Origin of the sequence: Bdellovibrio bacteriovorus str. Tiberius, from assembly GCF_000317895.1 — a bacterium.
GTDB lineage: Bacteria > Bdellovibrionota > Bdellovibrionia > Bdellovibrionales > Bdellovibrionaceae > Bdellovibrio > Bdellovibrio bacteriovorus_F.
Window position 1 is genome coordinate 2,002,882 of sequence record NC_019567.1, and the last position, 19,344, is coordinate 2,022,225.

General features: G+C 50.3%; 18 protein-coding genes. 12 read left to right on the forward strand and 6 right to left on the reverse strand.

Annotated elements, in window-relative coordinates; all coding sequences use genetic code 11:
- The 3 genes from glmM to tsaE are packed head-to-tail and all read left to right on the forward strand — an operon-like array spanning position 1 to position 2,582.
- Positions 1-1,374, forward strand: coding sequence for a phosphoglucosamine mutase (gene glmM, locus BDT_RS09580; protein WP_015091037.1), 1,374 nt, complete (start codon positions 1-3; stop codon positions 1,372-1,374).
- A gap of 37 nt (positions 1,375-1,411) precedes the next feature.
- Complete coding sequence (locus BDT_RS09585; protein WP_015091038.1) at positions 1,412-2,137, forward strand: pyridoxine 5'-phosphate synthase; 726 nt, start codon at positions 1,412-1,414, stop codon at positions 2,135-2,137.
- 1 nt (position 2,138) lies between these two features.
- Entirely contained in the window at positions 2,139-2,582 is a 444-nt protein-coding gene (gene tsaE / locus BDT_RS09590) for a tRNA (adenosine(37)-N6)-threonylcarbamoyltransferase complex ATPase subunit type 1 TsaE (protein WP_015091039.1), read from the forward strand.
- Positions 2,583-2,643: 61 nt separating this feature from the next.
- On the opposite strand, the gene BDT_RS09595 is transcribed toward tsaE, so the two are convergent.
- The 4 genes from BDT_RS09595 to BDT_RS09610 all read right to left on the reverse strand — a co-directional run bounded on the left by BDT_RS09595 (position 2,644) and on the right by BDT_RS09610 (position 7,008).
- Positions 2,644-3,291, reverse strand: coding sequence for a thermonuclease family protein (locus BDT_RS09595; RefSeq protein WP_015091040.1), 648 nt, complete (start codon positions 3,289-3,291; stop codon positions 2,644-2,646).
- A gap of 89 nt (positions 3,292-3,380) precedes the next feature.
- On the reverse strand, positions 3,381-3,881 hold the full coding sequence (locus tag BDT_RS09600) for a hypothetical protein (protein WP_015091041.1): 501 nt from the start codon (positions 3,879-3,881) through the stop codon (positions 3,381-3,383).
- Positions 3,878-5,557: a protein-arginine deiminase family protein gene (locus BDT_RS09605; protein ID WP_015091042.1), complete on the reverse strand. Its 1,680-nt coding sequence runs from the start codon at positions 5,555-5,557 to the stop codon at positions 3,878-3,880. Before BDT_RS09605 ends, BDT_RS09600 begins: the two co-directional genes overlap by 4 nt.
- Positions 5,558-5,559: 2 nt before the next feature.
- Positions 5,560-7,008 carry a hypothetical protein gene (locus BDT_RS09610; protein ID WP_015091043.1) on the reverse strand — a complete coding sequence of 483 codons (1,449 nt, stop codon included), beginning with the start codon at positions 7,006-7,008 and terminating at the stop codon, positions 5,560-5,562.
- A 209-nt stretch (positions 7,009-7,217) separates the two neighbouring features.
- Between BDT_RS09610 and BDT_RS09615 the strand changes: the two genes are divergently transcribed.
- The 7 genes from BDT_RS09615 to BDT_RS09645 are packed head-to-tail and all read left to right on the forward strand — an operon-like array spanning position 7,218 to position 15,127.
- The gene (locus BDT_RS09615; RefSeq protein ID WP_015091044.1) at positions 7,218-8,423 is read left to right on the forward strand and encodes a cysteine desulfurase family protein; all 1,206 of its coding nucleotides are present in this window, start codon (positions 7,218-7,220) and stop codon (positions 8,421-8,423) included.
- Positions 8,416-9,498 (forward strand): tRNA 2-thiouridine(34) synthase MnmA, encoded by a 1,083-nt coding sequence (gene mnmA, locus BDT_RS09620; RefSeq protein WP_148278790.1) that lies wholly within the window; start codon positions 8,416-8,418, stop codon positions 9,496-9,498. Before BDT_RS09615 ends, mnmA begins: the two co-directional genes overlap by 8 nt.
- On the forward strand, positions 9,495-10,826 hold the full coding sequence (mtaB, locus tag BDT_RS09625; RefSeq protein WP_041577566.1) for a tRNA (N(6)-L-threonylcarbamoyladenosine(37)-C(2))-methylthiotransferase MtaB: 1,332 nt from the start codon (positions 9,495-9,497) through the stop codon (positions 10,824-10,826). Before mnmA ends, mtaB begins: the two co-directional genes overlap by 4 nt.
- Complete coding sequence (rnc, locus tag BDT_RS09630; protein ID WP_015091047.1) at positions 10,823-11,527, forward strand: ribonuclease III; 705 nt, start codon at positions 10,823-10,825, stop codon at positions 11,525-11,527. The genes mtaB and rnc overlap by 4 nt, the downstream gene beginning before the upstream one ends.
- A gap of 1 nt (position 11,528) precedes the next feature.
- Entirely contained in the window at positions 11,529-12,440 is a 912-nt protein-coding gene (era, locus tag BDT_RS09635) for a GTPase Era (protein ID WP_015091048.1), read from the forward strand.
- Entirely contained in the window at positions 12,418-13,767 is a 1,350-nt protein-coding gene (gene der / locus BDT_RS09640; RefSeq protein ID WP_015091049.1) for a ribosome biogenesis GTPase Der, read from the forward strand. Before era ends, der begins: the two co-directional genes overlap by 23 nt.
- A complete protein-coding gene (locus BDT_RS09645; RefSeq protein WP_011164397.1) occupies positions 13,760-15,127 on the forward strand; it encodes a sodium-dependent transporter in 1,368 nt (455 codons plus the stop codon). The genes der and BDT_RS09645 overlap by 8 nt, the downstream gene beginning before the upstream one ends.
- Before the next feature lie 22 nt (positions 15,128-15,149).
- Here the strand turns inward: BDT_RS09645 and BDT_RS09650 are convergent, their stop codons facing one another.
- On the reverse strand, positions 15,150-15,920 hold the full coding sequence (locus BDT_RS09650; protein ID WP_015091050.1) for an outer membrane beta-barrel protein: 771 nt from the start codon (positions 15,918-15,920) through the stop codon (positions 15,150-15,152).
- 110 nt (positions 15,921-16,030) lie between these two features.
- Positions 16,031-16,585 (reverse strand): glutathione peroxidase, encoded by a 555-nt coding sequence (locus tag BDT_RS09655; protein WP_015091051.1) that lies wholly within the window; start codon positions 16,583-16,585, stop codon positions 16,031-16,033.
- 173 nt (positions 16,586-16,758) lie between these two features.
- Here BDT_RS09655 and BDT_RS09660 point away from each other — a divergent pair, with 173 nt between their 5' ends.
- Together BDT_RS09660 and purB are read left to right on the forward strand one after the other, a co-directional pair.
- Positions 16,759-18,063 (forward strand): hypothetical protein, encoded by a 1,305-nt coding sequence (locus BDT_RS09660; protein ID WP_015091052.1) that lies wholly within the window; start codon positions 16,759-16,761, stop codon positions 18,061-18,063.
- A complete protein-coding gene (gene purB, locus BDT_RS09665; protein WP_015091053.1) occupies positions 18,060-19,343 on the forward strand; it encodes an adenylosuccinate lyase in 1,284 nt (427 codons plus the stop codon). Before BDT_RS09660 ends, purB begins: the two co-directional genes overlap by 4 nt.
- The last annotated feature ends 1 nt before the right edge of the window (position 19,344 follow it).

A 19,344-nucleotide genomic window follows, 5' to 3' on the forward strand; every position in this document is an offset into this window, starting at 1 on the left:
GTGGAAAAGAAAACAAGACTGTTTGGGACTGACGGTATTCGCGGGACTGCGAATCAGTATCCAATGACTCCGGAAATGGTCGTTAAAATTGGTCAGGCCATCGGTTATCTTTTGCGCAAAGAGGCTGAAGAAAAATCCTCCAGCGTGCGCAAAGTGGTTATCGGAAAAGACACGCGTCTGTCCGGTTATATGATCGAGCAGGCTTTGGCTTCCGGGTTAAACTCCATGGGTGTGTTCGTGCAGCTGGTGGGACCACTGCCAACTCCAGGGATTGGTTATTTGACCCGCACCATGCGTGCCGCGGCGGGGATCGTGATCTCTGCTTCCCACAATCCATTCCATGACAACGGGATCAAAGTGTTTGGTTCTGATGGTTTCAAAATCTCTGAAGAGATGGAACGCGAAATCGAGCGCCTGGTTCTGGAAGAAGACCTGACACCACTTCTGCCGCCAAGCAAAGAAATCGGTCGCACTCGTCGTATTGAAGATTCTCAAGGACGTTATATCGTTTACGTAAAGGGCACATTCCCTCTGGAGTACACTCTGGATGGCATGCGTATCGTTCTGGATACCGCTAACGGAGCGTCTTATAAGGTTGCTCCATCCATCTTCCAGGAGCTGGGTGCGGAAGTGATCCAGCTGGGTGATGATCCAAATGGCACAAACATCAATGACAAGGTCGGTGCGTTGTATCCGCAAAAGCTGGCTGAATCCGTTTTGCACTATCGTGCGGACGTGGGTATCAGTCTGGACGGGGATGCGGACCGGGTGATCATGGTCGATGAAAAAGGCGAGATCGTGAACGGAGACCGCATTTTGGCGATCTGTGCTTTGCATATGAAAGAGCGTGGCCTGTTGAAGGGTGACACTCTGGTGGCAACGCAGATGTCGAACTTCGGCCTTGAAAAGCGCATGAATGAAGCAGGCATCAAGCTTGTAAAGACCGGCGTGGGTGACAAATACGTGGTCGAAGAGATGCGTAAAAATGGTTACAACCTGGGTGGCGAACAATCCGGTCACATTATCTTCCTGGATCACACCACAACGGGTGATGGTTGTATCGCGGCGTTGAGTGTTCTGGCGGTGATGAAACAAACTGGCAAGAAAATGAGCGATCTGAATCATGTCTTTGAAGACGTTCCGCAGATCCTGATCAATTGCCGTGTAAAACGCCGTGCCGAGCTTTCTGAGCTTGCCGGATACAACGACATGATTCGCAGTATTGAGAAGAAACTGGCTGGCAATGGCCGCGTCTTCGTTCGTTTCTCTGGAACTGAGCCCGTGATTCGTGTGCTGGTTGAGGGGACTGAGAAAGCTCAGATCACTCAATTTGCGGAAGAGATCGCCTCTTTCCTGGAAAAAGAACTGTCTTAAATATAAGGGGGGCGACATTCTGTCGTCCTAAAAGTCTATGAAACATAAAATTCGTTTGGGTGTAAATGTGGACCACGTGGCGACGCTTCGTCAGGTGCGTGGTGGGACAACGGCTTATCCTAATTTGCTGGATATGGTGAAAAAGTCCGTCAAAGGTGGCGCAGAACAAATCACGATTCATCTTCGTGAAGACCGTCGTCATATTCAATTGGAAGATCTTAAGGTGCTTTCCAAGCATTGTTCAGTGCCTCTGAATCTCGAAATGGCCGCGACCTCTCAGATGGTGACTTACGCCAAGAAGTATCGTCCTGACTGGGTGTGTTTCGTTCCTGAGAAGCGTGCTGAACTGACCACCGAAGGTGGTTTGGATGTAAAGAAAGGCTTTAAGAAAATGTTCCCGATGGTTGAAAAGCTTCAGCGCATCGGCATTGAAATCTCCATGTTTATTGAGCCTTCCATTGAACAAGTTGAAGCCTCTTATGAAATCGGTGCTGACGCCGTTGAATTCCACACGGGTAAATGGGTTATGCTTAAAGGAGCTCGCAAAGCCGCTGAATGGAAGCGTCTTTGTGATGCTGCTGAATGGGCGCATTATCTGGGGTTGAATGTGCACGCAGGCCACGGGCTTGATTATGAACATTCCAAACTTATCAATAAGTTGCCGCATCTTCAGGAAGTGAATATTGGACATTCTCTGGTGTGTTATGCGCTCGAGCATGGCATGGAAGAATCTGTCCGTAAGATGAGAAAAATCCTGAAATAATATGACCATCCTGAATTCCCAACACATCGTAAAAAACCTCCAGGAGCTGAAAAGCTTCTGGCAGGAGTTTTTGCCCCACCTGAATGACCGCTGCATTTTACTAATGAGCGGCGATGTCGGTGCCGGCAAAACGACCTCGGTGCAAATGATTGCCGCCGAGCTGGGAATGCGCGATGTTCAGTCACCAAGCTTTGCCATTCATCTGCGCTATGAAAATGCTGAAGGCAAAGCCCTGGATCATCTGGATCTGTATCGTCTGAAGGATGACGACGATCTGGAAAGTTCCGGTTTCTGGGATCTGTTTGCCCAGAAAAATTCACTGATTATTATTGAATGGGCAAACCGCCTGGATTTCGATTACCTGCCGCTGAACTGGCAGCGTGTCGAGGTGCGCTTTGAAAAACTCAGCGACACCGAAAGAAAAATCACCACCCGCCAAGTTTAAAAGGTACCTCTTGCGGCACTCTCCGCAGGAGGGCCCACCGCAATTTTGCATAAGCGTTGCGTTAGTTGTAGCCGTTTTGATAAGCCATTTCGTAGTTCGGGAAGAATACGCGTTTCCAGACCGGGATCTTGTTGATCTCTTCAGGTGGAACCACTTTTTTCAGTTCCAGATCGCCCACTGGATTTCTGCCGACTTGTTTTTGCACGCGCATGCGGAACTGATAAGGTTCCTGGGTGTCACGATAGTCGTTTGAGAAAATGCCCAGACGGTTGTCGAAGGCTTCCTTCGAGGCTTTGCTGTAATCACTCACCACGCGTTTTTCAAACGGATAGATGAAGTAAATCATACCCCAGCCATTTTTAAGCATTTCGATATTGAGTTCATTTTTTCCATTCAACAAACGACCCAGGATACGTCCGTGTTTGTCGATCTGGCTGTCTTCACTGAGAGTGATAATGCCATCAGCCGGGATCAGGGATCGCAGGAAGTCGCGAGCGGCCAGCGCCACATCCCCTTGGGTTTCTTTCATGAAGTCCACTTCCGGGGTGTCAACGCCCATCAAGCGCACTTTGACTCGGGTGTTGTTTGAAACGTCCACTGCTGTCAGTGTGTCGCCGTCATGCACGCTGAGAACTTTAATGCGTGTGCCTTGGGCCCAAAGAAGAGAAGGAAGAAGCAGGACAATGAAAAGTACTGAAAGGTTTTTCATGGCCCTGAAAAGTAACGGCATTAAGGTTAAAACTCAATAGGGGCAGGGGGGTAACGTATTAATTTCCCGGCCCATTTTGTGAGACGGGCTTATCTTGTTCCTGAGGCGTTCTTGGTTGGATTCGCTGGGGTGGGATGGAATTTATTTCCAATTCCGTGGGCCTTCAGGTTGTTCGCAGTTTCCTTGCACTCGGAGCGAGCCCCACGATGACGCCAGGACAGCTGGGCTGATCCTTTGGCATCGGGATGGGCATCAACAAACAGCTCCACGCGACGGCGCAAATTGCGGTGGAAGAGTTTTTCCTGAGGTGAGCACCCTGCCGGAGTCATGCTAAAAATAATACGCGCGATACGGCTGCGGGAGGCATCCTGAACTGTTTCAACTGCCATCGGGCAGACCACAGTTTCGGATGCGGACTTGATTGTGATGGTCGCGTGGTCGAGGTCTTCGATGTTAATTCCGGCCGAGAGACTTTTGGCTTGAAGCCATTCGTCCTGCAGCTGGCAGGAATAAAGTGTTTTTTTATTCTGAGCTTCGGCCGCTGAAATGAATCCGAATATAAAAATGAAAATCAGAAGGTGACGGATCATTTGGTGCCTCCTTGAGGGCGGCAATAGCGCATGGTGTGGCTGGAACAATGCAGATTTCCATTCATGGAATGGGCAAAATGCGTGTCGATGTAATCAGTTTTAAGTCCCAGACTTTTGATTGAGGAATCGATGTCACTTTTAAATGCCGGATTTACCGGCTCAGGCAAAATGAAGGTGTCTTGCACGATATCACCGTTTGTGGGATTGGGGAAAATCGAATCTGCAGAACCGTTCACGTATTTGGGAGGATTGCTGTCATAGTCCATTTCCCCAATGAAAAGATCAGGAAGTTCCACCGTTTTCGGGTTGCATTGTGGATAGGACTTTTTAACTTTCGCCAGTAAGTCTTTTTTGAACTTTTGAGTCGCCTCTTCGATGGAGGCATTGAATTCTTTGAACTCAAAATCCTCTTCAATCAGGTTGGCCAGATCCTTATTGGTCATATTGTAGCAGTCCATGGTGTTCTGGATGCTGGTTGAATCCTTGATCATTCCCGTCTGGCGCATCAGGGCGCGCCGACGGTTTAAGCGAGCGTACTTTTCTTCGCGACGGCTGCGTTCCAGGGCGGGATCGTCAATACCACCTTCAGAAATCCTTTCCAGGTATTCCTGCATGCGTTTGGATTCAGCGTCTTTTAGGGGTTGAACTGTGGCACCAGCAGAGACGGGCGGCAGCATGATTTCAAAAAGGAACTGACTGACTCCGCGCGACCGTTTTTCGCGGGACTTTTCCGGATTGCCACCGTTGTTTTTCAGGGCTTTGCTATAGGAAAATTCCTGACAGATATAGGTGTAAGGGGTCTGGCTCATGCGGGCCAGAGCTTCATCCGGTGTCAGGTGCGAAAAATCAAAAGCCCGGCCTTGCGGGTTTTTCTTCAGCAGGTCCAGACCTTTTTTGGGGCTGGCAAAGGACAGGCTGAAATCGCAAGGGGCTTTTTGAGTTGGGTCCTTCAGGGTTTTGAAAAACTCATCCGTGTGGCCAACGCTTAAAAAATCGGAGGGGGTTTTCACAGCCATGGCGGGATTTTCGCAAGTGACTTTGGCGTATCTGTCCCATTCGGTGCCTTCGAAGTGATCCGAGCCAATCAGGCAAAGTCCGTTGACGGCTTCGATGTTGCCGCCGCTGTGCCCGGATTTGTAAGGATTGTTCGTCAGCTTTTTTCCCTCTTGAAACGAGCAATCCTTGCTGGATTGTTTCATCAGATCATTGAAGGCGTTGCCGTGGCGGCCATAGCCCTGAACTTCGCGCAATACCGGTTTCCCGGTATTTGGATCAAAGAAGCTTTCAAAATAATCCTGCTGCCAGTTCCAGCGACTGTTGGTTTTCACGCGGCTCAGGCCTGAAATCCATTGCTGGGCGGTGGTTTGATCCGGAGCTTGCTTTTTGATTTCCCGGACAACGTCGTCCCAGGTTTCATCAGTCACGGCCAGAAAGAATTGTGGTGGTTTTTGTGATTGGGCCTTTAGAACCTTGGTGACATAGTCTTTAACGTAACCAGGTCCTCCCATGTCATCAGAAACAGTGGCCGCCATAATGGGATAGTTTTCAGAAAGCAGTTTGCTGCCGCCGGCAGGACACAGTGGTACATCGGCAGCCATCGGATTATGCTGGGAACAGGAATTTGCAGAAGCCTCAGTCAGAATGAAACTTAGCAGGATCTGCAGGAAAATGGTCATGATTATGCCGCCTGCAGACCTTTTGTGAATTCGCCGGAAAGCTTTTCAGCCAGAGTCAAAGAGACTTTGTTGTAGGCCGCTTTTTCAGCAAAGCCCATCAGCATTCCCACCAGTTTTTCATTGATAATGATGGGTGTGATGGTCACATGATCCGGGATGCGACCCTGATTCCAGCCATCAAAGAATTTCTCGTTGATCGCATTCAGGGAGATATAGCCGTGATACGGTTTTTGCGTCGTCGCCACAATATTGAAAACACTTGGCGTCTGAAGCGGGAAGCGCATGGACGTGTCCTTCATGCCCTGGAAATTTTCATCCCAGGCAAAGGCGGTCATCTGCGTTTCCTGTTCGTCCAAAGTCAGAATCATGGACTTTTCAAAGTGCACTTTCATCTGGCTTAGGGCCGTTTTGATTTTCTCATTCAGCAAAGCAGCATTTTTCTTTTTGATTTTTTCCAAAGCAAAATGACCACTGGCCACCGGATTGATGGTTGGCTTAGCCACACCAGCCGGGCGCGGAGTGATCGCAATTGGTTTGTTGCTGAAGCTGTCCTCAAATGGAGGCGGTGTTTCAGCTTTAGGTGGAGGCGGTGGAGGTGTTGCACGTTTTGGTGCAGAACTTTCCACAGCGGTCGCCACAGCAGCCGGTTCATTCGGCATTGTTGCAGCTGGCGCCGGGGTTAGCGGAGTCAGCGGTGACAGAGGAGAAATCACAGTTTTAAGCTCAGTCTCTGGCGTTTCAGAGGAAACGGCCACCGGTTCAGGAACCGGAGCAGCTGGCGTCGGTGTTTCTGCGGATGGGCTTAAAGCCTCAAGACGGATCACCGTGGGGCCATCAAACAGACCATCAAGTTTTTCGCCACCGGTTTCACCCAGTTGCAGTTCATCTTCACTTAAAGGCTGGAATTCCGGAGCCTCTTTGGAATCGGTTTTTACCCCCAGATCCTCGAAAGAGAAGCTGTCGGAAGCTTGTTTTGTCGTCGTGACCACGGAAAGATCAATACCCTCGGGGGCTTCTTCGGCCACCGGGGTTGCAGCAGGGGCTTGTTGTCTTTCCGGGTGCAGTTGTTTCCAGGTGGCTTCCAGATTTTCGTAGGTCGCCAGAACCAGAATACTGGAAGGCATTGAAGGAAAATCCTGCGGCGGCTGAAGACATGCTACGATGAGGGATCCATCCCACTCCGCCACAGGCAGACACTCCGCAGACCACGGATAATGGGTCGCCCACTTCGCGAACATTTCCTGGGACACGGGAGTTTCTGTAAAAAATCGTGACTGAAGCAAAGGCAGTTTATGGTGAGTCATCGCCCAACGAAGATAGTCCTCAGAGCTCAGGCGTTGCTCCTTGATGGCGTAAGCCAAAAGGCTCAGAGGCGTAGCACTTTGTTCAAAGGCTTCGGTAAGTCCTTGAAGTTGCTCTTTAAAATGTTCAAACCATAAATGATGACTCATCCCTGTGTTTATCGGAATTCCTGTTAAAAACCTGAGTGAAAACTGAGGTCTAGTCCAGTTAAGGACCGAAAAATCCCTGGTCGGCCTGGAAAACAGGCAGAAACGGGGTGTAGAAATTTCCTGATCTGTTAACGCAGTGGACACCCTAAAAGGGCAAATTATCTTAGAGGTTCTCAATACTTAAGAACTATGATAGGTTCCGGCAGCTTATGATACAGACCAAGGTCCTTCATTATTTCGATCACAACGCCACGACTCCGGTGTGCAAAGAGGTTTTGGAATCTCTGCCCGAGTTCGCACAAGCTTGGGGGAACCCAAGCTCCATCCATTGGGGTGGTCGTCAGCCGAAGAATATTCTGCGTGACGCGCGCAAGGCCGTGGCAGAAATGGTGAACGCAAGTCCGCTGGAAATCATTTTCACTTCCGGTGGCAGCGAAGCCAACAACACAGTTTTGAAAGGTCTGCTGGAATACTACCAGACAGCACAGTTCCTGACTCCGGAGCAGCGCAAGCGCACTCACTTCATGAGTTCTGAAGTGGAGCACCCAAGCATCATGAAAACCATGCAGCACCTGAAAGATCTGGGGGCGCGCGTGGATTTTATTCCGGTGAATCGTCAGGGGCAGATTGATCTGAAATTCTATGAAGAGCATCTGAGCGAAGAAACCGCACTGGTGTCTGTGATGTTTGCCAACAATGAAACGGGCACATTATTCCCGATCAAAGAAATGGTCGAGATGGCGCATAAAAAAGGCGCGCTCTTCCATACGGATGCGGTACAGGCTTTCGGTAAAGTGCCGGTGGACCTGAAGGCGTTGAATGTCGATTTTGCCTCTTTCTCTGGTCACAAATTCTATTCCGTCAAAGGAATCGGAGTTTTGTATGCGAAGAAGGGCAACAACGTCACACCTCTGATTCACGGAGGCGCTCAGGAAAGACACCGCCGTGGCGGCACTGAAAACACACTGGGTATCGGGGCGCTGGGTGTGGTTGCCAAGCGTGCGCCAATGATTGCGGAAAAATCCAAGACGCTGGCAGCTCTTCGTGATCACATGGAAGCCCGCATTCTTTCTGAAATTTCTGAAGTGACGGTGACTGCCGGGGAAACCCCTCGTCTGCCGAACACAAGTTCATTGGTGCTGAAAGGTGCTGATGGGGAAACCATGCTGATGTCTTTGGATATCAAAGGCTATGCTGTCTCCACGGGGGCTGCATGTTCTTCCGGGAATCCCGAGCCAAGCCCGGTGCTTTTGGCGATGGGTCTGTCCCGTGACGAAGCTCAGAACAGCCTGCGTTTAAGCCTTGGCTGGGACAGCACACTGGAGCAGGTGGATTCGTTTGTAGATACATTGAAAACAGTAGTGGATCGCTTGCGATCTTTGAACGACGACAAAGGAGAGACTTGTCATGTCTAAAGGAAGAGTCCTTGTTGCTATGAGCGGAGGCGTGGACAGTTCCGCCGCGGCTGCGCTCTTGGTCGAACAGGGTTACGAAGTTATCGGAGCCACGATGCAGGTCTGGGATTATTCCACCTGTGATATCGAGGAAGGAAACGGCACGTGCTGTTCCAGTATCGACGTGGATGACGCTCGTTCGGTTGCAGACCGTCTTGGTATTCCGTTTTATGTGATCAACTGCGAAGCGAAATTCCGTGCCGCGGTTATTGATCCTTTCTTGAAAGCCTACCTGGAAGGGCAAACGCCGCTTCCATGTGTGAACTGCAATACGTATTTGAAATTTGACCACCTGGTTAAAAAAATGCGTGAGCTTGAGTGTGACTATATCGCCACCGGCCACTATGCCAAAATCGTTTATGACGACAAAGGCAAAGCCTCGATCCACACATCCACAGATGACTGGAAAGATCAGACTTACTTCCTGTTTACAATTGATCCGGAATTGGTGCCGAAGCTTTTGTTCCCGGTGGGAGATATGAAAAAGCCGCAGGTGCGCGAGTATTCTGAAAGCCGTGGTCTGGTGACTGCGCGCAAGAAAGATTCTCAAGGCATCTGCTTTGTCGGCAATCAGGGTTATCAGAACTTTATCAAAGATCATGTGAAGTCCGAAATTCTGGCCAGCAAAAAAGGTCTGATCAAGCGCTTCCCGGAAGGTCAGGTGATGGCTTCTCATGAAGGCATTCACAACTATACCTATGGTCAATCAAAAGGTCTGGGCATGGATTATCACGAAAAACTGTTCGTGATTAAGATCGATGCCGCTGACAACACAGTCTGGGTGGGCGAAGAAAAACATCTTTTCGCCAAGGAAGTCGATGTCGTCGATCCAAAGCTGCTGGATGAAATCCAGGACGGCGAAATCATGAATGTGAAGATTCGCTATCAGCACAAAGGGGCCCCGGCTCAGGTGATTAAAACTGACAGCGGCTTTAAATTGAAATTCACAGAGCCTCAGCGTGCAGTGACTCCAGGTCAGGCTGCCGTTTTCTATCGTGACAGGCAGCTCGTGGGGGGCGGATGGATCACTCTATGAAGTATCAGGTCCACACTTTCGGCTGTAAGGTGAACACTTACGATGCCGGCCTGATCCAGAAAAACCTGAACGCCAGCGGCTTCATGCCGGTGGTGTCCGGCCAGAAAGACGCGCGCATCCACGTGCTGAACACCTGTGCGGTGACTGCGGAAGCCACGAAAGAGGCGGTTCGCTATATCCGTCGTCTGAAGGTGAAAGATCCTTTCTGCACGATCGTGGTGACAGGATGTGCGGCGCAAGTCGACACCGGGTCGTTCTCAGGTCTTCCGGGGGCAGATCTTATTGTGGCCAATTCCCACAAAGGCAGTCTGCCGGATCTTTTGAACAAGCACTTCCGCGGTGAGCTGACTGAAAAAGTATTTAAATCCAACATTTTTAAAAAAGAGGATCTGGAAGCCGGCGGTGGTATTGAAAAGCAACACACCCGCACCTTCCTGAAAATTCAGGATGGCTGTAACAGTTTCTGTACTTACTGCATTATTCCTTATGCCCGCGGTAAGAGCCGTTCCATCCCGGTGGCGGATCTGGTGAATCGTATCAATGACCTGTATGCGGAAGGCTCGCGCGAAGTGGTGCTGACCGGCGTGCATATCGGCGATTATGAAGACCAGATCGGTGACCGTAAATATGTGATGGAAGATCTGCTGGAAAATCTTCTGGCGAAAACCAAGATGCCACGTTTCCGTCTTTCAAGCCTTGAGCCGGTGGAAGTGTCTGAGCGTCTGTTGGATCTTTATCAGGATTCACGTCTGTGCCCGCATTTCCATATGAGCATTCAAAGTGCCAACACCGATGTGCTTTTCCATATGAAGCGCAAATACACGCAAGAAGACGTGCAAAAATCTCTGCGCGCGATTGCGGACCGTGTTCCCGGCAGCTTTGTCGGGATGGATGTCATCACGGGTTTCCCAACTGAAACCGAAGAGCAGTTCCAGGACACCTACAACTGCCTGAAAGATCTGCCGTGGACCAAGCTGCACGTATTCCCGTACAGCGAACGTCAGGGCACCCGTGCGGCGGCTATGGATGTTTCTGTGTATCCGCATGTGCGCGCGGAAAGAGCGGCACGTCTGCGCGAACTGAGTATCAGTCGTTACACCGAACAAGCCCGGAATCAGATCGGCAGCACCAAGCGTGTGCTGGTCCTGAAAAATGCCGCCAAAGGCGGACAGGGTCTTAGTCATGATTACTGGCCAGTGGATATTTCCGGTGCCGATAGCTTCCTGGATCACTGGGCGGGTCAGGAAGTCGATGTGAAAGTGACAGGCTATGATCATTCCAACAAACAACACATGGAAGGTCATCTGATCGGCGAGGTTCTGTCATGAGTGATCAGGGCCGAAAGAGTCTTGAAGAGCGTGTAGGGTATCACTTTAAGAAACCGGCACTGCTGGAAAGAGCGCTGACCCACAAGAGTTTTGCCAACGAGCTGAGAAACACCGTTGAGCACAATGAAAAGCTCGAATTCCTGGGTGATGCTGTTTTGGATCTGGTCGTGGGAGAGTTTTTGTATGAAAAATTCCCGACCGACACTGAAGGTGGATTGTCAAAGAAACGTGCCAGTATTGTCAATGAAGAGGTTCTGTCCGAACTGGCACTGGAAATGGGTTTGAATAAACTCATGCAACTGGGAAAGGGCGAAGCCCTGACCGGGGGCGCGCAGAAGCCGCGCCTGATAGCCTCTTCGTTTGAAGCCATTGTCGGGGCGCTGTACCTGGACGGTGGTTTCGAAGTGGCTCGCAGCTTTATTCGTCAGGAATTTGTTCCTTTGGCGGATCGGGTGTGTGGTCACGAGGACTTCGAGCGGGATTATAAAACCCGTCTGCAGGAACTGGTGCAGAAGTCCTCGAAAGAAACGCCACGCTATGAAGTGCTGGCGGAAGAAGGGCCCCCGCATGATCGGGAGTTCCTGGTTTGTGTAAAAGTAAAAGAAGATGTCTGGGCTCAAGGGCGGGGCCGCAGTAAGAAAAACGCCGAGCAAATGGCGGCAAAGAATGCCCTTGAGATGAAGTACAAGGAGACGAATTAAGATGAGTTACAAAGCTGGATTTTTAGGTCTGATCGGACAGCCGAACGCGGGGAAGAGCACGTTGATGAACTTCCTTGTGGACGAAAAGGTCTCTATCGTCTCTTCAAAACCTCAGACAACCCGCCGCCGTATTCTGGGCATCTGGAGCACAGATAAAGGTCAGGTGATCTTTGTTGATGCTCCGGGTTTGATCAAAGCCGATGAGGGTTTGAATGGTTTCCTGGCACAGGAAGCCCATGATGTTATCAACAGCTCTGATGCGCTTTTGGCGATCATTGCGGTGGATGAGGAAAAACCGGAAAACGCTGAAAAGGTCATCGACCTGGTTTCCAAAAGCGGCAAGCCATGGATCGCCGTGATCACCAAAACGGATATCGAGGAAAAAGCCCACCGTGTGATGATTCTTCGCAAGATGGTCGAGGACAAGGGCGGCAAAGCCTTCTCTGTGTCCGTGAAAGACTCCAAAAACGATCAGGAAGAGCGTGAAGCACTTCTGATTGAGTTCATGGAATTGCTGCCAGAGTCTCCGGCTCCACTTTATGACACTGAGTTGTTTACGAACGAAAACGTGCGTGAAATGGCGGCGGAAATCGTCCGTGAACAGTGCTTTGAGGCGCTTCACCATGAAATCCCGTATTCTATCGCGGTTCGCATCGTGAAGTTTGAAGAAGAAGCCAAGCCGGTTCCAAAGATCTATGCCGAGATCGTGGTGTCCAAAGACAGCCACAAAGCGATCGTGATCGGAAAAGGCGCCAGCGTGATCAAGCAGATCGGTATGGAAGCCCGCAAGGAAATTGAAAAACTGATGGGAGAAAAAATCTTCCTGGACCTGAACGTGGCATCCAAGCCCGAGTGGTTCTCCAATAAACGCATGATGAAGGAGCTTGGATATGTCGTCGACTCTAAAGACTGATTTCTCGCCGAAAGTGGCGATCATCGGTCGCCCGAATGTCGGTAAATCAACACTGTTTAATATCATCACTGAAACCCGCAAAGCCGTGGTGAAAAACCAGGCGGGTGTTACTCGTGACATCATGATCGAACCTGTCGATATCTGGGGCAAGCAATTCGACCTGATCGACACGGGCGGTATCACGGAAGCCGGCGATATTTTCTCCAAGCTGATCAAAGAACAGGTGACTGAGTTCCTGCACTCGGTGGATCTGATCGTGGCAGTGATGGATGGGCGTGTGGGTCTGGTGCCTGAAGACCGTGACATCATTCGCGTGGCGAAACAAACTGGCAAGCCGTTCCTTCTGGTGATCAACAAGGTCGACAGCGATCAGGATCAGGATATGGCCAAAGCTGACTTCTATGAGTTCGGTGTGGACGTGATTGCGGCCTCTTTTGAGCAGCGCCGTGGTCTGGCTGAGATCCTTGAATGGGTTGTGGCGCAGATCCCTGAAAATCCAGGAACGGTGAAAGAGGGCATGAATATCGCCATCGTCGGTAAACCGAACGTGGGTAAGAGCTCTATCTGTAATGCGATTCTGGGCTTCAATCGAATGATCGTTTCGGATGTTGCCGGAACGACCATTGACTCTGTCGATTCTCCTTTCGTTTATAACGAGAAAAAGTACACTTTGGTGGATACCGCCGGTCTTCGTCGTTCTGCAAAACGTGAAGAGGATCTGGAAATCATTTCTGCCTTCAAATCCCAGGAAGCCATTCGTCGTGCGGATATCGTGCTGTTGATGGTGGATGGAACTGTCGGCCCGACAGATCAGGATGCGCGTATCATGCAGGCGATTCTGGAAGATCACAAAGGTGTGATCGTCGTGGCGAATAAGTCAGACTTGGGTGGCAAGGAAGTTCCTGAATACCGCAAGACCTTCCGTGAGCAGGTTGAGCGTGTGTTCCACTTCTTCACTGACGTTCACGTTGTCTTCACCAGTGCCAAAACCGGTTACGGTCTGGAAGACCTGTTTGAGATGATTGAAAAAGTCGCTCATCAGATGACCTTCCGTGTTCCAACGGCAGAGCTGAATGACTTCTTCTTCGAAACCATCCGTAAAGCTCCGGCTCCGGTTTGGGGTACGACGAACGTGAAGTTCTATTATCTGACTCAGACATATCAGCAGCCTCCGGCATTTATCGCATTTGCGAATCATCCGGATGGTGTGACGAATTCCTATCGCCGCTTCCTGATTAAACACATTAAAACGAACTGGGACCTTCACGGGATGCCGATTCGTATCTTCTGTATGAAATCACGCCGTGGTGGACCGGATAATGGCTAGTAAACGCGGCTCGTGGAAAACACGCTATGGATTCTATCTTCTGGCCATCGGCTCTGCCTGTGGTCTGGGAAATCTGTGGCGTTTTCCCTATGTCGTGGGCGAAAATGGAGGCGGTGCCTTCATTTTGCTTTATGGTCTGCTGGCTTTGGCCATTGGTGCTCCGCTGCTGATTGCCGAGCTGATGCTGGGTAAAGGCACGCGTCGTTCGGTGATCGTGGCGACCCAGCAGATGAGCGCCAAGACCGGCGTGAATTTCCGCTGGGTCGGGCGACTGGCCGTGATGGTCAGCATTGTCGTCTTGTCTTATTATTCGGTTATCAGTGGCTGGGTTTTGCACTTTCTGACCCAATTCCTGGTTTCTTTATTTTCCAGTCCCGAACAACTGACTGACAAAACCAATCTGGCGGCCTTGATGTCCAATGGCTGGCTGCAGTTGATGCTGGCCAGTGCGCACATCCTGATCACGGTTGTTGTGGTTGTAAAAGGGGTGCAGCAGGGGCTGGAGCGCTGGATCGGCTACACCATGCCGCTGTTTGCAGTGCTGGTTATTATTCTGGTCATGCGTTCGTTCTCGCTGCCTTCAACTCCGGAGGTTTTGCGCTTCCTGTTTTATCCGGACTTTTCAAAGCTGAGCTGGGATTCCATCAACCACGCATTAGGGCATGTGTTCTTCACGCTTTCGGTGGGCTTTGGCACGATGGTGACCTTTGGTTCTTACATGCGTGAAGAAGACCACGTTCCGACGGCGGGTTTCCGTGTGACGATCGTGGATACGGTGATTTCACTGGTTGCCGTGGTGATGATTTTCCCGGTGGCTTTCCAGGCGTCCAATGTGCCGTTGACTGATCCGGCGTTGATGTTTGAAGTCTTGCCGAAGTACCTGTTGGGGATTCGCGGAGGCACGCTGTTTGGTTTGGCGTTCTTTGCGTGTCTTTATATGGCGGCACTGAATGCCAGTATTGGTTTGCTGGAAGTTGTCGTGTCCAACTGGGTGGATGCCAAGAAAGAAATGGAACGTGGTAAAGCGACCTGGTATTCCGGAGCGATTGCTTTGATGCTGACGGTTCTGCCGGCGCTTTCCAGTTCGATCTTTAAGGACATCCGCGTGGGTGGCCGGTCACTGATTGAAAATCTGGATTCATTGCTGATCAACTGGTTGTTGCCATTGGTGGCGCTGGGTATTTTGATCGCCTTCAATCGCGGCGTTTCAGACAAGGAAAAAGAGCTGGGCTTTGTCGACAAGGACAAGTTCGTCAGCTATTCAATGTATCCGCATTGGATGTTTGTTCTGAAGTGGGCAGGCCCGGTTGTGATTATCGTGGGCCTTTTGCTGCAAGTCATTGGGGTCTTTGTCAGTTAGTCTGGTCAGAAATGCGGGATGATTAGAAGTTCATCCCCAGGATCACCAGGAAGTTATAGAAGTCACCGGTCAGATTCTTATCCAGCTTTTCAGTGCCGTCCACATAGGACTTATTCTCGTCGCTGAAGTTCACATAGTGATAGGTCCCTTGCAAGCCCAGGTAGGCTTTTTTGCGCATCAAGGGGATCTCTAAACCCGCACCGATATCAAAACCCATTGTCGAGTCACGGCTGAAGCCATCAAGGCCCGCAATTGTGTATGTGCGATAGAACTGACCCAAGCCGCCCAGGATGTATGGATTCAGATCCGCAAGACCGCGGGTCACGTTCTGGGTGTTCATGTAATATTTCAAATCAAAGTTCACGGCCGTGATGGACACGTTGCCTTCGTAGGTTTTGGCCTGGTTGTTTACAGAGAACTTCACTGCGTGGTCACCAGTCTGGAACCCCAGGCTCATCGCCAGACGCAGGTCAAAGAAGTAAGTCAGGAAAATACCAAAAGTTGGCGCCGAGGAATACGCATCCGCAAAGTTGCCGGTGAATCCGCGCATACCACCCGCAAGACCAATTGTGAAGAAGCGGCCGTTGCGGAAAAAGTTGATGTCAGCTTCTTCGTCGGATTCTTCTTCAAATTCAGAATAATCAGTGAATGGATCATAGGCTTCGTCCGCGTCAACCTGGGAAATAAGGTAGGATTTGTGATCAGACTGAGCCAGGGATTTTGAGGGTAGGCTAAGCCCCAAAGCAAGTAGAATCAGAAGGCTGTATGTAAGTGATCGAGCTGTGGTTTTCACAAGGTCCCCCTCTTGATATTATCGAATCAAAAGGGGCAAAACTTCAAAGCAAAGTATCAAAACGGAGTCCAGAAATCGGCGGATTGTCTCGCTTTGGGACGCCGGACTTTTTAGAGGGGTTCGTTCAGGGCCTTTTCCACAGTTTTTGTGATGGAGTCCGAGGACGGTTTGGTGATTGAGCTCCAGCGTTCAACCGCCTGACCTTTGCGGTTGATAAGGAACTTTTCAAAGTTCCAGGCCACGTCTTTGAAGATCAATCCTGGTTTTTGTGTCGTCAGGAATTGATAAACCGGCTGGATGTCCTTGCCACTGACCGGTGCTTTATCAAACAACGGGAAGGTCACGCCAAATTCCTTGGCGGCAAAAGTCTGAACTTCGTCGTTCGTTCCCTTTTCCTGTTTGAAGTCGTTGGAAGGAAAGCCCAGAACCACGAAACCGCGGTCTGCATATTTTTTGTACATTTCTTCCAGCTCTTTTAGTTGAGGAGTGAACCCGCATTGTGAAGCGGTGTTGACCACCAAAACAACCTTGCCCCGGTATGTGGAGAAATTGATCTTTTTGCCGGAAAGCGAGTTCGCGGAAAGATCAAAGAAGCTGGATGGTGTGTCCTTAGCCCAGGCAAAAGAAGTGCACAAAATTAGGGCGATAAGAGTAAAAATACGCATGGTTTCCCCCTGATGGGCGTATTCTAGAGGGGGCGAAGGTAAATCACAAGAAAAAGCCCCGGGAAACCCTTTGGATGCAGTGCGCACCTTTGACTTTATCAATTCGTGATTTTCTAATCATTAAGAGCCTTTAGGATTCTAATTCAATTCAAAAACAGGAGATTATCTCGGCGATGGAACTGGGCAGTCCCGTTATCTTGATTTCAGCATTTGGTCGCGGTCATTGGCTGGCGGCGGCCTTGGCGAAAGAAGGTATCAAAACAACTCTTGTTGATGTGTCTTCAAAGCTGGGCGTGTGGCCCTCTGAAGACGTTGAAGGTCCTTTTGGTTTTCTGCGCAACGAACGCGTTTCCGAGTCCCAGCTTGAGCGTCTGTATTCGGATGATCCTTACGATGAGGTTTCCAACGGTTTCACATTGTGGCTGAAGGAAGGTCCTTTTGAATTCAAAGGTCCGGTCAGCAAATACAAACTGGATCAGTCTTCACTGGCAGCACCAGTCAAAGAATTCATCGCCGGCAGCAGTGCTGATAAAACCGCGAAAAATCTTTACAAGCATCTTGAAGCTTTGAGTTTTGATCAGAGCTGGATTTTGCATCTGGCGCATCAGTGGGCTGGTACCACTTATGCCCCGAATGCGCGCGGAGCTTCTGTGGGGGCGGCCGTTCCTTTGTCGTCGTCATTTCTGGTTCGTCAGGCGACTCGCAACGGTCTTGAGAAATCCCTGACCTGGCTTGTCAGCAAAGGTGTTGAAGTCATGCGCCCGCATCAGATCATGGACGTGTCCTTTGGTGGTGGCAAGTCTATCACCGGACTTGAGCTGTCGGGTGAAAAGCAAGGTCTGTTCCGTCTGGAGCAAATCATCTGGATGCTTTCCAGCGAAGAAACTTACTTCCTGAATGAGCGCCTGGGAAAATACTTCTTCCCTGAAGGGGCTTTAGAGCCTGAGTGGTGCTGGGTTCGTTACCGCGTGGGATTGCAGCAGTGCTTTGAACGCGATCGCCTGCCGCTGCACACACTGGTGGTGGATGATCTGTCTTCGCCATGGACTCATGAAAACATGATGGTTTTGCAAAGAACTTCATTGGCAGATCAATTTGATGTGTGGATGCGAATTCCGACGGTGCAGCGATTCAATAAAGAATACCTGACTGTGCGCAGTGATCGCATGAAGAATCTGCTGACGGCGCGCATGTCGTTGTCGGATCCGCAGATTCTAAGCTTCCCTCAGGAGTATTACTATACTTATGCGCAACTGGGGGCTTCACGCTTCCCGGTGTTTGGTGAAAAGCAGACGGCCCGTCGCGGACGTGCTGGTTATGGCAACCTTCATCTGGATGGGCCCGAAGTGTGGCCGCATTACAGTTGGGGATCTTACTTTGACAATCATGAGCGCATCCAGCTTCAGATCGTCAACTGGTGGAAAGAAAAACTTCTGAAAGAGCAAAAAGAGAAGAAGCGAAAGGAACAAAATCCGTGATTGAGAGATACACCCGCCCGGAAATGGGCCTTCTTTGGGACGCCGACCACAAGTTCGGAAAAATGATGGAAGTTGAAATTGCGGTGGCGCAGGTTCAATCCCAGCTTGGCATCATCCCCAAGAACGCAGCCAAGATCATCGCTCAAAAAGCTCGCTTCAATGTAAAAAGAATCTCTGAAATCGAACGAGAAACCAAACACGACGTCATCGCCTTTGTTTCAAATCTGGCTGAAAACGTCGGCCCGCAGGGAAAGTTCATCCATTACGGCATGACCTCGTCGGATGTGCTGGATACCGCCTTCAGCTTGCAGGTGCGTGAAGCCGGGGTCGTTCTGATGAAATCCATCGTCGCTCTGGAAAAATCCCTGAAAACCCTGGTGACCAGGCATGCGGAAACCCTGTGTGCCGGACGCACGCACGGCATGTTTGCCGAACCAACCACTTTCGGATTCAAGATGGCGGGCTTCCTGGCTGAAACTCAGCGCAATAAAAAACGTGTGAAATCCGCTCTTGATAACATGATGATCTGCAAGCTTAGCGGTGCGGTGGGGACTTATTCTTCTCAAGCTCCCAAAATTGAAACTTTGGTGGCAAAGAAGCTGAAGTTGAAAACCGAGACTATCGCAACCCAGGTGATCCCGCGTGACCGTCATGCCGAAATGCTTTCTGCCCTGGCGTTGTTCGGAACAGGGCTTGAGCGCCTGGCGGTGGAACTTCGTCATCTTCAGCGCAGTGATGTGGCTGAAGTGACCGAAGGCTTCACCAAGGGTCAAAAAGGCTCTTCAGCGATGCCTCACAAAAAGAACCCTATCAGTGCGGAAAACATCACCGGTCTTTCCCGCTTGCTGCGTGGTTATGCCATTGCCGGATTTGAAAACGTGGCGCTTTGGCATGAACGCGACATCAGCCATTCTTCGGTTGAGCGCGTGGTGTTCCCGGATGCTTTCATCGTCGCGGACTATGCCTGCAATCGCATGAGCATTTTGTTGGATGGTCTGGATGTGAACAAAAAACGCATGATGGACAATATTGAAAGTTCTCAAGGACAGATTTTCAGCTCCCACGTGTTGCTGGCGCTGATTCAAAAAGGAATGATTCGTGAGGATGCGTATGCGTTGGTGCAGCGTCTTTGTCATTCCCTGTCTTACGGAGAACATCTGAAAGACAAACTTCTGGTGGACGATCAGATCCAGAAGCTTTTGAAGCCGAAAGAGATCGACGAGATCTTTACCGGCAAGAAACACAAAAAAGCCATCAAAGACATCATCAAGAGAGTGTAGA

Bases quoted from the DNA above. Each gene is read 5' to 3' on its own strand.
- BDT_RS09595 (WP_015091040.1), bottom strand. From the start codon at position 3,291: ATGAAAAACCTTTCAGTACTTTTCATTGTCCTGCTTCTTCCTTCTCTT.
- mtaB (WP_041577566.1), top strand. From the start codon at position 9,495: ATGAAGTATCAGGTCCACACTTTCGGCTGTAAGGTGAACACTTACGAT.
- BDT_RS09615 (WP_015091044.1), top strand. From the start codon at position 7,218: ATGATACAGACCAAGGTCCTTCATTATTTCGATCACAACGCCACGACT.
- BDT_RS09645 (WP_011164397.1), top strand. From the start codon at position 13,760: ATGGCTAGTAAACGCGGCTCGTGGAAAACACGCTATGGATTCTATCTT.
- BDT_RS09610 (WP_015091043.1), bottom strand. From the start codon at position 7,008: ATGAGTCATCATTTATGGTTTGAACATTTTAAAGAGCAACTTCAAGGA.
- era (WP_015091048.1), top strand. From the start codon at position 11,529: ATGAGTTACAAAGCTGGATTTTTAGGTCTGATCGGACAGCCGAACGCG.
- tsaE (WP_015091039.1), top strand. From the start codon at position 2,139: ATGACCATCCTGAATTCCCAACACATCGTAAAAAACCTCCAGGAGCTG.
- der (WP_015091049.1), top strand. From the start codon at position 12,418: ATGTCGTCGACTCTAAAGACTGATTTCTCGCCGAAAGTGGCGATCATC.
- mnmA (WP_148278790.1), top strand. From the start codon at position 8,416: ATGTCTAAAGGAAGAGTCCTTGTTGCTATGAGCGGAGGCGTGGACAGT.
- BDT_RS09585 (WP_015091038.1), top strand. From the start codon at position 1,412: ATGAAACATAAAATTCGTTTGGGTGTAAATGTGGACCACGTGGCGACG.
- BDT_RS09660 (WP_015091052.1), top strand. From the start codon at position 16,759: ATGGAACTGGGCAGTCCCGTTATCTTGATTTCAGCATTTGGTCGCGGT.
- BDT_RS09600 (WP_015091041.1), bottom strand. From the start codon at position 3,881: ATGATCCGTCACCTTCTGATTTTCATTTTTATATTCGGATTCATTTCA.
- rnc (WP_015091047.1), top strand. From the start codon at position 10,823: ATGAGTGATCAGGGCCGAAAGAGTCTTGAAGAGCGTGTAGGGTATCAC.
- BDT_RS09655 (WP_015091051.1), bottom strand. From the start codon at position 16,585: ATGCGTATTTTTACTCTTATCGCCCTAATTTTGTGCACTTCTTTTGCC.
- BDT_RS09605 (WP_015091042.1), bottom strand. From the start codon at position 5,557: ATGACCATTTTCCTGCAGATCCTGCTAAGTTTCATTCTGACTGAGGCT.